Source organism: Burkholderia anthina, from assembly GCF_001547525.1.
GTDB classification, from domain to species: Bacteria; Pseudomonadota; Gammaproteobacteria; order Burkholderiales; family Burkholderiaceae; genus Burkholderia; species Burkholderia semiarida.
Genome location: NZ_CM003768.1, coordinates 156,975 through 171,565, shown reverse-complemented (window position 1 = coordinate 171,565; position 14,591 = coordinate 156,975). Strand labels below are relative to the sequence as shown.

The following is a 14,591-nucleotide window of genomic DNA, read 5'->3' as shown; positions in this document are numbered from 1 at the left end:
CCCGCCGCCGCCGAATCCGGCGGCAGGCCGGGCGTCAGACACCGACGCCTTCGAGAATCTCGTCGTGCGACTCGCGCTCGTTGAGATACTGGGTCCGGTAACCGGTATTCACGCCCCAGAAGTAGAACACCAGCGAGATCGCCGCGACGATCAGCATGTCCCAGCCGTACGGCAGGTAGCCGTAGCCGCCGAATTCCTTGCTGCCGATCAGCGACAGCACGGCCATCGTCGGCAGGTACGCGACCAGCCACCACGCGGCCTTCAGGTCGGCGCCCCAGCCGGTCCAGCCCGACTTCGCCTGGAAGTAGAAGTACACCGGCAGCGCGACGATCATCAGCAGGATGATTTCGCCCGTCAGCGGCCACTTCGCCCAGTACAGAATCAGCGACGCGCACACGAACGCGAACGGGGCGATCAGCTTCATCAGCGGAATCGACAGCGGACGCTCGATGTCGGTCGCCGCGCGGCGCAGCGCCATCAGGCTGATCGGGCCGGTCAGGTACGAGATCACCGTCGCGACCGAGATCACCGCCGCGAGCGAACTCCAGCCGCGGAAGAAGAACAGGAAGATGAACGACACGAGCAGGTTGAACCACATCGCCTGACGCGGCACGCCGTAGATCGGGTGCACGTTGCCGAACATCTTCGGCATCGTGTTGTTGCGCTCCATCGCATAGATCATGCGGGTCGTCGTCGCCATGTAGGTCGTACCGGTGCCGCTCGGGCTGATGAACGCGTCGACGTACAGCAGGATCGCGAGCCAGTTCAGGTTCAGAGCGATCGCGAGTTCCGCGAACGGCGACGAGAAGTCGAAGTGCGCCCAGCCCTTCGCGACGTCGGCCGGGTTCACCGAGCCGATGTAGGCCATCTGCAGCAGCACGTAGATCACGAGCGCGAGCAGGATCGACGTGATCACCGCGAACGGCACGCTGCGCGACGGATTGCGCGCTTCACCGGCCAGGTTCACCGGGCTCTGGAAGCCGTTGAACGCGAACACGATGCCGCTCGTCGCGACCGCGGTCAGCACGGCCGACCAGCCGTACGGCGCGAAGCTCGCGTTGGAGGCGGCGCCGAGGTTCTCCGAATGGAAGCTCGTCAGCATCAGGCCGAGGATGGTGAGGCCGGGGATCAGGAACTTGAAGATCGTGATCGCGGTGTTCGCCCGCGCGAACGCCTTGACGCCCCAATAGTTGAGCATGAAGTAGATGACGACCAGCACCGCCGACAGCAGCAGGCCGGGGGTCGTCAACTCGCCGTTCACGAACAGCGCGTGCGCCCATGGATACGGCCACGTGCTCATGTACTGGATCGACGCTTCGGCCTCGATCGGGATCACGGATACGATCGCGATCCAGTTGGCCCATGCACTGATGAAACCCACCAGCGAACCGTGCGAGTAGCGCGCGTAACGCACCATGCCGCCCGACTCGGGGAACATCGCGCCCAATTCCGCATACGTCAGCGCAATCGCGAGAATGACGACAGCGCCGATGATCCAGGCGCAGATCGCCGCCGGACCGGCGATCTTCGCGGCTTTCCAGGCACCGAACAGCCAGCCCGAGCCGATAATCGAACCCAGCCCCGTCAGCATCAATGCAAACGGGCCGATGTTCCGTTGAATAGAACTCTTCACATCCTCTCCTGTGTCTCAAAAAGCATGGTCGGCCTGCTGTCCGGGATCGGCTCGGACTGCACCGCGCACGCATTCTTGGGGGGGACGGTTGCCCGATCGGGGCAACCCGTCCACGCGGCGCGTAGTTTAACGGTTGCACCTTAAACGTGGCGCCAAAATCGATCGCCCCCTACAAAAAATTCGCATCGCTTGCAAGCTTTGTAAACCTGATCTCCGCATTAACCCTGATAGCATGGGAATACGGTTGACCGTCAGACGGATTAGCCGTATAAAGGACTTCGCAGGATTTCAAGTGGCGAGTGAATTGGTTCTTTCGTAGTTCGCCCATCAACGGTACTCCGGTTGGTCCTATTACCCCTTCCTTGATTTTCCGCACCCCATGGGCTTCGGCCCCGTTTTATCTTTTTAGGAACAAGTAACATGGCAACCGGTACCGTCAAGTGGTTCAATGACGCAAAGGGCTTCGGCTTCATCACCCCGGAAGGCGGCGGCGACGATCTGTTCGCGCACTTCTCGGAAATCCGCGTCGAAGGCTTCAAGACGCTGCAAGAAAACCAGAAGGTTGAATTCGAAGTGAAGACGGGCCCGAAGGGTCTGCAAGCTGCGAACATCCGTCCGGTCTAAGCTTGGCGCGATCATTCGTGTAAAAAAGCCCCGCTTCGGCGGGGCTTTTTGTTTTTGGGCGCCGATCGTCCGGCCGGCGTGGCGACCTTTTGGCCGCCCGCCCTTCAGCCGAACAATCGCTGCGCGTGAATGCCGAGGCCCGTCGCGACACTCGCGAGGCGATCGCCGAACACCGGCTGCGCATCCGGGAACGCGCCGGCGAGCGCGCCCGACAGGAACGCGAGCCCCGTCGAACCGCCGGTGAAATACAGCGCACCGACATCGCGCGGCGCCACGCCCGCGAGCCGCACCGTCTCGCGCGCGGCGTCGACGATGCGCGCGGTGTCGTCGCGGCTCGCCTCGACGAGGCGATCGGCGTCGAACGCGATCTGCAGATCCTCTTCCACGTCGTTCAGGTCGATCATCGTCTCCCCGCCGGCCGCGACGCCGATCTTCGCTTCTTCCGCCCGCGCCATCAGCGCGTGCCCGAGCCGCTGCTCGACCACGCTCGTGAGCCGGTCGTACTGCCGCACGTCCTGATACAGGTGCTTCATCAGCTTCAGCTCGCCGATTCGCTTCGGCGTGTAGACGGTGTTGATCAGGTGCCAGGTCGCGAGATCGAAGTAGATCCTGTTCGGCAACTCGCGCCCTTCCGGGTCGAGCGAACGGTAGCCGAATGCAGGCAGGATCGCCGCGAGCTCGACGCGCCGGTCGTAGTCGGTGCCCGCGACGTGCACGCCGTGGTGCGCCAGCACGTCGTCCTTGCGCTCCAGCCGCGCCATCCGCTCCGGGCCGACACGCACGAGCGAGAAGTCCGACGTGCCGCCGCCGATGTCGGCCACGAGCACGAGGCGCTCCGCCGACTGGCGCGACTCGTAGTCGAACGCGGCGGCGATCGGTTCGTACTGGAAGTGAACGTGCGCGAAGCCGACCGATCGCGCGGCCGCCTCCAGCTGATCCTGGGCGAGGCGGTCGGCGCGCGGATCGTCGTCGACGAAGAACACCGGCCGGCCGAGCACCGCGCGGCCGATCGGCGCGCCCGCACACGCTTCGGCCTTGCGCTTCAGGTGCATCAGGAAGCGCGCGATGATTTCGGTGTACGCGATCGCGCTGCCGTCGCCGGGATCGGTCGTCGTTTCCGCGAGCGGCGAGCCGAGGATGCTCTTCATCGAGCGCATCAGCCGGCCGTCGAAACCGTCGATATAGGAGGCCAGCGCCGCCCGGCCGTATTCGACCGTCTCTTCGTCGTTGTTGAAGAAGATCGCGGTGGGCAGCGTCAGGTGGTCGCCCTCGACGGGCGCGAGGCGCATGCCATCGCCGTCGGGCAGCGCCACGGCGGAATTGGACGTGCCGAAATCGATCGCGCAGTAAGTCATGGGAAATTGCCGCAGCAGGGGCCGGCGCGAAAACGGAAAGGACCGGCTTTTTAACATGAAGCCCGCGGGATCACAACCGGGGCCGGCCGCCGGCGCCGCGCAACGGGCGCCGACGGCGCCGGCGCGCGGCGTGGCGCGCCGGGGGAACCTGCGCGGGGCAGGATGCGCGACGACGCAGCCGGCCCGCCCGCGCGGTCAGGCTGCCGCGTCGAAGCTCTTCTTCCAAGCACCCGCGTAGACGACTTCGCCGATCGCATGGCGCGTGCGCGGCGCCTTCTCGCGATCGCGCAGCACGGGATCGAGCTTGTCGACGTTGCCGTAGTGGCCGAGCGAGATGATCGACACGATCGCGACGTCCGCCGGAATCGCGAACGCGTCGCGGAATGCCTTCGCGTCGAAACCGCTCATCTGATGCGCGGCGAGGCCGAGCGCGTGCGCCTGCAGCACCAGCGACATCGCGGCGGCGCCGGCGTCGTACAGCGCGGTCGGCGCCGGCTCGCCCTTCGGCGTGAGCGTGTGCGCGGTCACGGCGATCAGCACCGGCGCCGGTGCATTCCAGCCCTGGTTGAACGGCACCAGCGTCGCGAATGCGCGCTTGAACGCGTCTTCGTCCTGGGTGCGATCGAATACGATGAAACGCCACGGTTGCGCGTTGTACGCGGACGGGGCCCAGCGTGCCGCTTCGAGCACCGCGTGGAGATCGCCGGCGCTGACGGGTTCATCCGAATACGCGCGCGGGCTCCAGCGGCCCGCGATCAGATCGTGAATCGAAACAGTGGTGGGAGCAGGTTTGACGGACATGCGGTTCCTCGCTGACATCGATGAAGGGGCGCGAACGCCCCGGCGAACAGCAAGCATACCTGCTTGAACGGTTGCGCGCCCGATCCTGCCGCGCTATGCAAATCTCCTTGCGTGCAATGGCCAGCCGCGGTGCAGGCGGCCGGTCGATCCACCGCGATCAGGCTGCCTGCGCGGCCGCGCGCGACGGGCCGCGGTTGATCCGCAACACGATCAGCGCGCCGACGATGCACAGCCCGCCCGAGATCATCGACGCGATCGTGTAGGTGCCGAGGCTCGCGCGCAGCAGCCCGGCGCCGAGCGCCGCGAATGCCGCGCCGAGCTGGTGGCCGGCGACGATCCAGCCGAACACGACCGGTGCCGCCGCCTTGCCGAACACGTCGGTCGCGAGTCGCACGGTAGGCGGCACGGTCGCGATCCAGTCGAGCCCGTAGAACATCGCGAACAGCGGCAGCCCGAAGAAATCGATCCCGAACGCGTGCGGCAGATAGATCAGCGACAGCCCGCGCAGCCCGTAGTACCAGAACAGCAGCACGCGGTTGTCGTAACGGTCGGACAGCCAGCCCGACAGCGTCGTGCCGAACAGGTCGAATATGCCCATCGCCGCGAGCAGCGACGCGCCCTGTACTTCGGTCATCCCGTAGTCGCTGCACATCGCGATCAGGTGCGTGCCGACGTAGCCGTTGGTGCTCGCGCCGCAGATGAAGAAACTGAAGAACAGCAGCCAGAAGTCGCGCGAGCGGCTCGCCGTCAGCAGCGTGCGGAACGCGACCGCGAGCGGGTTCTCCTTCGTCGTGTCGGCCGCGGGCGGCGCATCGGCGGGCTCGCCGTACGGGCGCAGTTGCACGTCGGCCGGCCGCTCGGGGAGCAGGAACGCGACGAGCGGAATCACGATCGCGGCCGCCACCGCGACGATCAGCACGACCGGCCGCCAGCCATGGCGCTGCGCAATCGCCGCGAGCATCGGCAGGAACACGAGCTGGCCGGTGGCCGTGCTCGCGGTCAGGATCCCCATCACGAGGCCACGCCGCGCATGGAACCAGCGCGTGACGAAGGTCGCGGACAGCGTCAGCGCGACGACGCCCGTCGAGCAGCCGACCATCAGCCCCCAGATCACGACCATCTGCCAGCTCTGCGTCATCATCGACGACAGCGCGACGCCCGCGCCCATCGTCACGAGCGCGGTGAGGATCGTCGGGCGCAGCCCGAAGCGCTGCATCGCGGCGGCCGCGAACGGGCCCGTCAGGCCATATAGCGCGATGTTCACCGAGATCGCCAGCGAAATCGCCGCGCGGCTCCAGCCGAGCTCGCGTTCGAGCGGCACCATCAGCACGCTCGGCGTCGCGCGTGTTCCGGCCGCCGCCAGCAGGATCAGGAATACCACCGCCGCCGCGAGCCATCCGTAATGGAAGCGCCCGCCGATTCGTGTCACTGCCCAATTCATCTTCGCTCTCCAGTTGGCGGGCGCCGGCGCCATCGCACCCGCGCCGCCCGACCAGGCCACCTCCGCCACGCATTTCAACATCGGCTGACCCGGGCCGACGCTCGGCATTCGTCTGTTGATCCGGATGCGATTGTTACCGACCGGTCACAACTGTGTTGCGATCGTAGTTACCAGTCGGTAACATGTCAAGCAATCCATTATGTCGTCGAGGGTCATCATGTCGGGCATCGAGGTCGCCAAACCGCCGGCGCGGCGCACGCGCCGGCCGATCGACGGCGCCACCGCGCAGGAACACCTGCTGCGTGCCGCCGAGGAATTGTTTTACAAGGAAGGCGTGCGGACGGTCGGCGTCGAGGCGGTGGTGGAGCGCGCCGGAGTCAACAAGATGAGCCTGTACCGCCAGTTCGCGTCGAAGGACGAGCTGATCCTCGCGTATCTGGAACGGATGGACGCGTGCTTCTTCGAGCGGCTCGATACGAGCGCCGCGAAGCATCCGGGGCAACCGAAGGCGCAGTTGATCCAGTATTTCGTCGATCTCGCCGAGCGGGCGACGCAAAAGGACTATCGCGGCTGCCCGTTCGTCAACGTGGCCGCCGAATTCCCGGATGCATCGCACCCGGCGCGCGAACGCGTCGCGCAGAACAAGGAACAGCTGATGAAACGGCTCGTCGCGCTGTGCGAAGGCGCCGGCGCGCGGCAACCCAAGGCGCTGGCCGATGCGCTCGCGCTGGTGGTCGAAGGCATCTACGCGGCGAGCCAGACCTACCGGCACGGCGAAACGCCGATCGGCACCGCGCCCGCGCTCGTCACGCAGTTGATCGAAGCGGCCTGCGCGTGACGGATCGCATGCATTCGTCGCCGGCGCGCCCGCTACAATGCGGCCCTCTTCGCCCTTGCGCCCGACCGGTATCACGATGACCGACACCCGCCCCGACTCGCACGACGACATCCTCGCCGCCACGCGGCACTGGCTCGCACGCGCGGTGATCGGGCTCAACCTGTGCCCATTCGCGAAAAGCGTCTATGTGAAGGAACAGGTGCGCTACGCGATCAGCGAAGCGACGACGCTGGAAGACGCGCTCGCCGAACTCGAAACCGAGCTGCGCGCGCTGGAAGCGGCGGATCCGCGGCAGGTCGACACGACGCTCGTGATCTACCCGCACGCGTTCGCCGATTTCGTCGACTACAACGATGCGTTGTTCTTCGCCGAGCGGCTCGTGCAGCAGTTGCGACTCGACGGCGTGCTGCAGATCGCGAGCTTCCATCCGCAATACCGGTTCGACGGCACCGAACCCGACGACATCGAGAACTACACGAACCGCGCGCCCTACCCGATACTGCACCTGCTGCGCGAGGACAGCATCGCGCGCGCGGTCGATGCGTTCCCGGACGCGTCCGCGATCTACGAAAAGAATCAGGAAACGCTGCGCCGCCTCGGCCACGAAGGCTGGCGCGAATGGATGCGCCGCCCGGGCGACGACGTGTGACGCGGCGTGCAACGTGCGGCGTGCAACGCGCGCGGCGCGGGCGCCATGCCCGCCCGGCCGCGCGTTCGCCCGTCAGCCTTCGGCCGGCTCGACCGCGGCGTCGCCCGCCGCCGCCGCCTGCGCGACGAAGAAGCGCTCGTTCAGTTCGGCGAGCCCGAACATCCCGAGGATCTCGTTCAGCCGCTCGCCGGGCCTGCGGCGCGGCAGGTTCTTGTACTGCGCGATGATCAGCTCGTTCTTCATCGAATGCTCCCAGCCGACCAGCTCGGTCACGCTGACCTGGTAGCCGTGCGCTTCGAGCTGCAGGCAGCGCAGCACGTTGGTGATCTGGCTGCCGAATTCGCGCGTATGGAGCGGATGGCGCCACACCTCGGTCAGCGCATTCGCGAGCGACTTGCCCTTGTTCTTGCGCAGCACGCCCGCGACTTCCGCCTGGCAGCACGGCACCAGCACGATGTGCTGCGCGCGCTTCGCGAGCGCGAAGCGGATCGCGTCGTCGGTCGCGGTGTCGCACGCGTGCAGCGCGGTGACGACGTCGACCGTATCGGGCAGTTGCGGCGACGTGATGGAATCGGCGACCGACAGGTTCAGGAACGACATGCCGCCGAACCCGAGCCGCGCGGCGAGCTCGGTCGAGCGCGTGACGAGTTCCTCGCGCGTCTCGATGCCGTACACGTGCGACGCGAACGCCGGCGTGCCGTGCTCGGGCTGCTGCTTGAAGAACAGGTCGTACAGGATGAAGCCGAGATACGACTTGCCGGCGCCGTGATCGACGAGCGTCACGTGGCCCTTGTCGGCCTGCACGCCGGCGAGCAGCGGCTCGATGAACTGGAACAGGTGATAGACCTGCTTCAGCTTGCGGCGGCTGTCCTGGTTCAGCTTCCCGTCGCGGGTGAGGATGTGCAGTTCCTTCAGCAGCTCGACGGACTGCTCCGGACGGATTTCGTGGGTCTTGTTCGACATCGTGAAGCGGCGCCGGGCCACGGTCGGTCGACCACGGCCCGGCGGCGAAAATTCGTGAGGAATGGCGACAGTTTACCGAAAATACGCGGTCAGGCCCGCGCGCCGAGGCGCCAGAGCGACGTGACCTCGGCGCGGCGCGCCGCGTGCAGCGGATCGTCGGCGTCCGTCGACTTCGGGTGCGCGGGGCGGATGTCGTCGCGGCCGAGCACGACGAGGCCGGCCTCGTCGATCCATTGCAGCAAGGTTTCGCGCGGCCGCAGGCCGAGATGCTCGGCGAAATCGGACAGGATCAGCCAGCCCTCGCCGCCCGGCTCCAGATGCGCGGCCAGCCCCGCGAGAAAACCGCGCAGCATGCGGCTGTCAGGATCGTAGACCGCGTATTCGATCGGCGCGCTCGGCCGGGCCGGCACCCACGGCGGATTGCAGACCACGAGCGGCGCCCGGCCGGCCGGAAACAGATCGGCCTCGACGATCTCGACGTGGCCCGCATGACCGAGCCGCGCGACGTTCTCGCGCGCGCAGGCGAGTGCGCGCGGATCCTGGTCGGTCGCGACGACGCGCTCGACGCCGCGTGACGCAAGCACCGCCGCCAGCACGCCGGTGCCCGTGCCGATATCGAACGCGAGCGACGTCGCCGGCAGCGGCGCGCGCGCGACGAGCTCGACGTATTCGCCGCGCACCGGCGAGAACACGCCGTAGTGCGGATGGATCGGCGCGCCGCCGAGCGCCGGGATCGGCACGCCCTTCTTGCGCCACTCGTGCGCGCCGACGAGGCCGAGCAGTTCGCGCAGCGACACGACCGACGGCGCGCCGCCGGGGCCGTACGCTTCCTCGCAAGCGGCACGCACGTCGGGCGCGCGGCGCAGCGGGATCGTGTAATCGGCGTCGAGCGGAATCAGCAACATGCCGAGCGTGCGGGCACGCTGCGATTGCGCGAGGCGATGCAGATTGAAGGCTTCGACGCCGGCCGCGGCTTTCGCCTTCTTCGGCTTGCGTTCGACGCGGCGCGCCATCGCCTGCACGAGCTGGCGCGCATTCTGGAAGTCGCCCTGCCAGACGAGCGCGGTGCCCTCGCATGCGAGGCGGTAGGCCGCGTCGGCGGTGAGGCGGTCGTCGGCGGGCACCGCGCGCTTCGGCGGTTGCACGCCGGCCTCGGAGCGCCAGCGCACGGCATGATCGACGCCGTCGGCGTCGGTCCAGTGGAAAACGGGGGAATCGGTCACGCGAACTCGGTTACGGTTGGCTTCAACGGCGGCGAGAATTCACCGCGCGGACCACACCATACCGCGCTTTGCCCGACCCGGCAAAACAGGCGCCGCGACGGCCGCCCGAAGGCATTCGTCGCGGCGCAAGCGTCGATCAGGCGAGATCGTGGGTTTCCGCACCGGGCGCATCGCGCTTGACGGCCGCGATGCCGTTCTCGCGTGCCTGCACGCTGCTGTACGTTTCGCTCGTACCGATGATCTGGTGGTTCGCTGCTTTCAGATTGAACATCGGCTCGCCGTTGTGGGCGAGCTTGCGCTCGTAGCGCTCGTCTAGCGGCGCATTTTCCCGCACGGACGCGATCCCGTTTTTCGCGCCGCCTTTCTCCTCGTACCGCTCGCTCGCGAGGATGATCTCGCCGTTCGCCGACTTCAGGTGGAAGTAGTACTGGCCGTTCGTGGCCTTCTTGAGCTCGAATTTTGCCGCCATGAATTTCCCCTAAAAGAATGTCCGACCCTCGGACATCGACAAGTGTAAGGGGTCGCGTCGACAAAAATCGAGATCTCGCGCGGATAAGCATTAAAGACTGTCAAATAGTGAATTTTTCGACACATTTAGCCGACGTTGAATGCATCCCGGCGACCTAGCCGCCCCACCCCGGCATGGCGGGCAGACGGAGCGTGCCCGCGTCGTTGAAGTGCACGGCGCCCAGCCCGCTGCCGGCGAGCCGGCCGCGCAGCGCATACGGCAACTCGCCGTTCGCGGCCGCGCCCGGCAGGTTCCACGCCTGCCGCGCGGCGGCGAAGGCCGATACCGATACGGGCACGTCGAGCACGGCCTCGCCGAACCGCGGCACGGTGCCCGCCCGATCGCTGACGCCGCTCGCGAACGGCGCACCGTTCAGGTCGAGCGCGACCGAGATGCCGTCGTAGTCGATCGGCGCATCGTTCGGATTCTGCACGCGCAACTTCAGGCTGAAGCGCATCTCGAGGCCCTGCCCGACGAGCGGGTCGAGCCCGGCGACCGACACGCGCACGGGCTCGCGCGCGAACCCCGCGCAACCGCCCAGCAGGAACACGGCCGCGAACAGCAGCAGCACGGCGCGCAGCGGCGCGATACGGAACAGGGCGCGTGACATGGAAGGGCCTCCTCGCGGTGATCGGTGAACGGGTCGTCAATGCATTGTACCGACCGCGCCATCCTTCACCGGATTTCGTAGTTTCGGGAGCGCCGCGAGATCGTTAATAGATTAAAACTACGAAATCGGCAGATAAACGGAAAGCGCATTAATGACTTCCAGCGTTCAATGAAGCGCCGGAAATTCAATAGACGTTCTTTCTAAATTTTTCGTTTCCTTTACCCAAAACCATCAAGTATATTTACGCATCCTTGGAGCAAGCCGACACACCTTGAAGCCGCATGACGGCGTATTTCCGGGACGGCGACACGCTGTCCTTCCGTCCTGCGGCCTGGCCCGGCCAGCCCCGTAGGTCGTCGGTTCAAAGGGATTGCGCGCCCGCGCCGGGCGTGCGGCCCCGTGTCGTGCGCGCGAAATCAATTCAGTACAACACGCGCACGGCCATTTTGAACCGGCCAGTTAACCGACATCCGGAAATTCAGAGGGGGCAGTAAACCATGATTACCTTCACGTAGTCGGCCGCCGTCTTTTCGAATAATCCGTCATTGCCATTTTTTCGCCGTTGATTAAACGGCGAGGGGATTGCTTTTGCCGGCGTTTTCGCAGCACTGAACGATTCTTTCAACGATCGAGGTTTCAGTCATGTCGATTCATATTCGCAAGATGCGTTATCTGCCGCTCGTCGCCGCACTCGCGCTCGCCGGTTGCGGCGGCGACGACGGCGGTGCGGGCTCCGCTTCCGCGCTGAGCTCCGCCGGCGCGCCGCACACGGGCTCGTCGCCCGCCGTCACCGCGCCGCCGAGCGCATCCAACGTCGACAAGAGCGTCTCGCCTGTCGAATTGCCGGACACCGTGGTGCCCGTGAACTACCGGCTGTGGTTCCGCCCGAACGACGCGCTGAACGCGTTCGACGGCCGCGCCGACGTCGAGATCAAGGTGCTCAAGCCGGTCAACAACATCGTGGTCGCCGGCCACCGGATCAAGTTCACGAACGGCCGCATCACACTGCAGCCGGGCAACATCCAGCTGATCGCGACGCCGCAGGACAAGGGCGACTTCTACCAGTTGCGCCCCGTCGCCGGCACGATCGCACCGGGCAACTATTCGCTGCACATGGAGTGGTCGGGCATCATCAACTTCAAGTCGTATGACGATCCGGTCAACCAGACCGGTGGCAGTTGCGGCGACGATCCGTATCCGGGCTGCTCGGCCGCGGAAGGCGTGTTCCGCGTCGACCTGAAGGGCACCGACGGCAAGACGAGCGGCGCGATCCTGACGCAGGGCGAAACCAACCTGTCGCGCCAGTGGTTCCCCGGCTGGGACGAGCCGGCGTTCCGCCCGACCTATGAAGTGACGGCCGAAGTGCCGCAAAGCTGGCGCGTCGTGTCGAACGCGGCCGAGAAGCCGTCGACCAACGTCGGCGGCGGCTACAAGCTCGTGCAGTTCGAGAAGACCCCGCCGATGCCGTCGTACCTGCTGTTCTTCGGCGGCGGCATGTTCGACACCTACGAGGACGACTTCACGAGCCCGCTGCCGGGCGCCAAGGGCAGCCTGCACCTGCGCGTGTTCACGCCGCCGGGCATGAGCGAGTGGGCGAAGCCGGCGATGGACCGCACCAAGCAGGCGCTCGACTACTACTACCGCTACACGGGTATCCCGCTGCCGCTGACGAAGTTCGACACGGTCGCCGCGAACGACGCGTTCAAGGAGCAGAAGGACCTGAACTTCGGCGGGATGGAGAACTGGGGCTCGATCCTCGAGTTCGCCGACGACATCCTGCCGCAGCCGGGCCAGCCGATGTCGCGCTACGGCAATGAAGTGCTGACGCACGAAGTGGCGCACCAGTGGTTCGGCGATCTCGTGACGACCGACTGGTGGGACAACGTGTGGCTCAACGAGTCGTTCGCGACGTTCTTCGAGAACAAGACGACGATCCAGTTCTTCCCCGACGAGTTCAGCTGGCTCGACCAGGTGAAGAACAAGTACCGCGTGATCAATCGTGACATCGGCCCGAACGCGTTCCCGGTCGCGCCGAACTTCAACGACTGGGCGTCGAACGACTTCGTGCTGAGCGCCAGCGCGTTCACGTACGACAAGGGCGGCCACGTGCTGAAGACGCTCGAGAACTATCTCGGCGAGCAGACGCTGCGCAAGGGCCTGCAGCAGTACCTGGTCGACTACTCGTTCGGCAACGGGACGCCGAAGCGTCTGTGGGATGCGCTGTCGAAGGAAAGCGGCCAGGCGGTCGGCCCGATCGGCGACAGCTACGTGCGTCAGACCGGCGTGCCGCTGATCTCGCTCGACACGCAGTGCGACCTGACGAAGAACCAGACCGTCGTCACGCTGAAACAGCAGCCGTTCCCGAACAAGAACGCGTATCCGGGCCTGCAGTGGACGGTGCCGATCACGCTCGCGTACGGCCAGGGTCTCGCGAAACGCACGACGCTCGCGCTGAAGGATACGCAGGCGCAGACGCGGATCGACGGCTGCACGGGCGTGGTGGCCGACCCGAGCGGTCTCGACTACTACGTCGTGAACTACAGCGACGCGGCCTGGAGCGGCGTGCTCACGCAGGTCAACGGCTCGACCGATCCGGTGCTGCTGGCGAACCTGAAGAGCGAAGCGGCGCTGCTCGTCGCGAACAACCTCGCACCGGCCTCGCGCTCGACGTCGATCGGCTCGGTCGCTTCGCCGGCCGCGATGAAGCTGCGCCAGACGCCGAGCTTCGGCGGCATCGAAGCGGTGACGAAGGAACGCCCGGCGCTGCATTACCAGGGCATCTTCAAGCCGCGCAAGGTAGTGACGCAGTAACGGTGCGCACCCGGCCGGTGCCGCGCGACCCGCGGCGCCGGCCGGCGTACCGGTTTCTCCGACCTGTTGACGGGCCTCGCATGCGAGGCCCTTTTTTTCATGCCGCGCGGCGCCCGTTCGCGGTCACGCCCACGCGGCATCCCACGCCGGTTGCGCGAACCACGAGGCGAGGAACGCCACGAGCCGCGACGTGCGCGCACTGCCGCGCGCCTGCTGGCGCAATACGTGGATCGTCGCCGGCTCGGGCGCCGCCGCGTACTGCGGCAGCACCGCGCGCAACCGTCCGTCGCGCAGCGCGTCCGCCACTAGCCACGTCGGCAGGTGCGCGAGACCGAGCCCGTCGATGGCCGCCTCGCGCAACGCTTCCGAATGATTGCTGCGAAACCGCGGCTGCGCGGGCGCGTGACGGCGCTCGCCGAAACGCCATGCGCCCGGCGGCGGCGCGCCATGCCACGCGAGACAGTCGTGGCCGGCCAGCGCGTCGGGCGATTCGGGCTCGCCGCGCCGTGCGAGGTAGGCCGCGCTCGCGCACAGCACGCGCCGTTGCGGCGCCAGCACGGTCGCGACGAAACGCGTGTCCTCCAGCGGCCCGATGCGCACCGCGAGATCGACGTCGGAACCGAGTCGCGCACCCTGCAGATCCACCATGCTGTCGGTCAGCACGAGATCGACCTGCAACGCCGGATGATGCTGCATGAACGCGGCCAGCGCGCCCATCAGATGCCGCCGGCCGAACGGCGCCGGACAGTCGATGCGCAGCAGCCCGCCCGGTTCGTCGTGCTGGCTATGCAGGTCTTCCTGCAGTCCGCGCAGCTCGGCCAGCATCCGTGTCGCGCGACCGTACAGCAACTGCCCGGCCTCGGTCGGCCGGAGCGCGTGCGTGGTGCGATGCAGGAGGCGGATACCGAGCTGCGTCTCGAGCCGGTCGATGCGCCGCGTGACCGACGACGCGGCGACGCCGAGCCGGCGCGCGGCTGCCGAGAAGCTCTGCTGATCGACCACGTCGACGAACAGCGCGAGGTGCGGGGAAAGGAAGTCGTCCATTCAGGGGCCTGGGGGTCTGGCTGTGCGAAAAACGCAAAGCAATCATCCGCCTTTGCACGTTTCCGCGTCAAATCGGGCCCACTAGACTGCC

General features: G+C 66.6%; 13 protein-coding genes. 4 read left to right on the top strand and 9 right to left on the bottom strand.

Annotation, left to right across the window (positions count from 1 at the left end; all coding sequences use genetic code 11):
- Window positions 1–34 precede the first annotated feature (34 nt).
- Window positions 35–1,633: an APC family permease gene (locus WS64_RS00830; RefSeq protein WP_059640114.1), complete on the bottom strand. Its 1,599-nt coding sequence runs from the start codon at window positions 1,631–1,633 to the stop codon at window positions 35–37.
- A gap of 420 nt (window positions 1,634–2,053) precedes the next feature.
- Between WS64_RS00830 and WS64_RS00825 the strand changes: the two genes are divergently transcribed.
- The gene (locus WS64_RS00825) at window positions 2,054–2,257 is read left to right on the top strand and encodes a cold-shock protein (RefSeq protein WP_006477070.1); all 204 of its coding nucleotides are present in this window, start codon (window positions 2,054–2,056) and stop codon (window positions 2,255–2,257) included.
- Between the two features lie 104 nt (window positions 2,258–2,361).
- On the opposite strand, the gene WS64_RS00820 is transcribed toward WS64_RS00825, so the two are convergent.
- From WS64_RS00820 to WS64_RS00810, 3 genes are all read right to left on the bottom strand, one after another.
- Window positions 2,362–3,612 carry an Hsp70 family protein gene (locus WS64_RS00820; RefSeq protein ID WP_060965512.1) on the bottom strand — a complete coding sequence of 417 codons (1,251 nt, stop codon included), beginning with the start codon at window positions 3,610–3,612 and terminating at the stop codon, window positions 2,362–2,364.
- 195 nt (window positions 3,613–3,807) lie between these two features.
- Window positions 3,808–4,413 (bottom strand): nitroreductase family protein, encoded by a 606-nt coding sequence (locus tag WS64_RS00815; protein WP_059577111.1) that lies wholly within the window; start codon window positions 4,411–4,413, stop codon window positions 3,808–3,810.
- 157 nt (window positions 4,414–4,570) lie between these two features.
- Window positions 4,571–5,854 (bottom strand): MFS transporter, encoded by a 1,284-nt coding sequence (locus WS64_RS00810; protein WP_060966867.1) that lies wholly within the window; start codon window positions 5,852–5,854, stop codon window positions 4,571–4,573.
- Between the two features lie 217 nt (window positions 5,855–6,071).
- On the opposite strand from WS64_RS00810, the gene WS64_RS00805 reads away from it, so the two are divergent.
- Window positions 6,072–6,692 carry a TetR/AcrR family transcriptional regulator gene (locus WS64_RS00805; RefSeq protein WP_059640109.1) on the top strand — a complete coding sequence of 207 codons (621 nt, stop codon included), beginning with the start codon at window positions 6,072–6,074 and terminating at the stop codon, window positions 6,690–6,692.
- Between the two features lie 76 nt (window positions 6,693–6,768).
- Complete coding sequence (locus WS64_RS00800; protein WP_059577119.1) at window positions 6,769–7,341, top strand: DUF1415 domain-containing protein; 573 nt, start codon at window positions 6,769–6,771, stop codon at window positions 7,339–7,341.
- 72 nt (window positions 7,342–7,413) lie between these two features.
- On the opposite strand, the gene WS64_RS00795 is transcribed toward WS64_RS00800, so the two are convergent.
- From WS64_RS00795 to WS64_RS00780, 4 genes are all read right to left on the bottom strand, one after another.
- Window positions 7,414–8,304: a class I SAM-dependent methyltransferase gene (locus WS64_RS00795; protein WP_060966866.1), complete on the bottom strand. Its 891-nt coding sequence runs from the start codon at window positions 8,302–8,304 to the stop codon at window positions 7,414–7,416.
- Window positions 8,305–8,393: 89 nt separating this feature from the next.
- Window positions 8,394–9,527: a methyltransferase gene (locus WS64_RS00790; protein ID WP_059640105.1), complete on the bottom strand. Its 1,134-nt coding sequence runs from the start codon at window positions 9,525–9,527 to the stop codon at window positions 8,394–8,396.
- A 136-nt stretch (window positions 9,528–9,663) separates the two neighbouring features.
- Complete coding sequence (locus WS64_RS00785; protein ID WP_059640103.1) at window positions 9,664–9,996, bottom strand: YegP family protein; 333 nt, start codon at window positions 9,994–9,996, stop codon at window positions 9,664–9,666.
- A 154-nt stretch (window positions 9,997–10,150) separates the two neighbouring features.
- Entirely contained in the window at window positions 10,151–10,645 is a 495-nt protein-coding gene (locus tag WS64_RS00780; protein ID WP_060965511.1) for an LEA/WHy family protein, read from the bottom strand.
- 642 nt (window positions 10,646–11,287) lie between these two features.
- On the opposite strand from WS64_RS00780, the gene WS64_RS00775 reads away from it, so the two are divergent.
- Window positions 11,288–13,456 carry a M1 family metallopeptidase gene (locus tag WS64_RS00775; protein ID WP_059577131.1) on the top strand — a complete coding sequence of 723 codons (2,169 nt, stop codon included), beginning with the start codon at window positions 11,288–11,290 and terminating at the stop codon, window positions 13,454–13,456.
- Between the two features lie 123 nt (window positions 13,457–13,579).
- Here WS64_RS00775 and WS64_RS00770 read toward each other — a convergent pair whose 3' ends face one another.
- On the bottom strand, window positions 13,580–14,500 hold the full coding sequence (locus tag WS64_RS00770) for a LysR family transcriptional regulator (protein WP_059577134.1): 921 nt from the start codon (window positions 14,498–14,500) through the stop codon (window positions 13,580–13,582).
- Window positions 14,501–14,591: the final 91 nt, after the last annotated feature.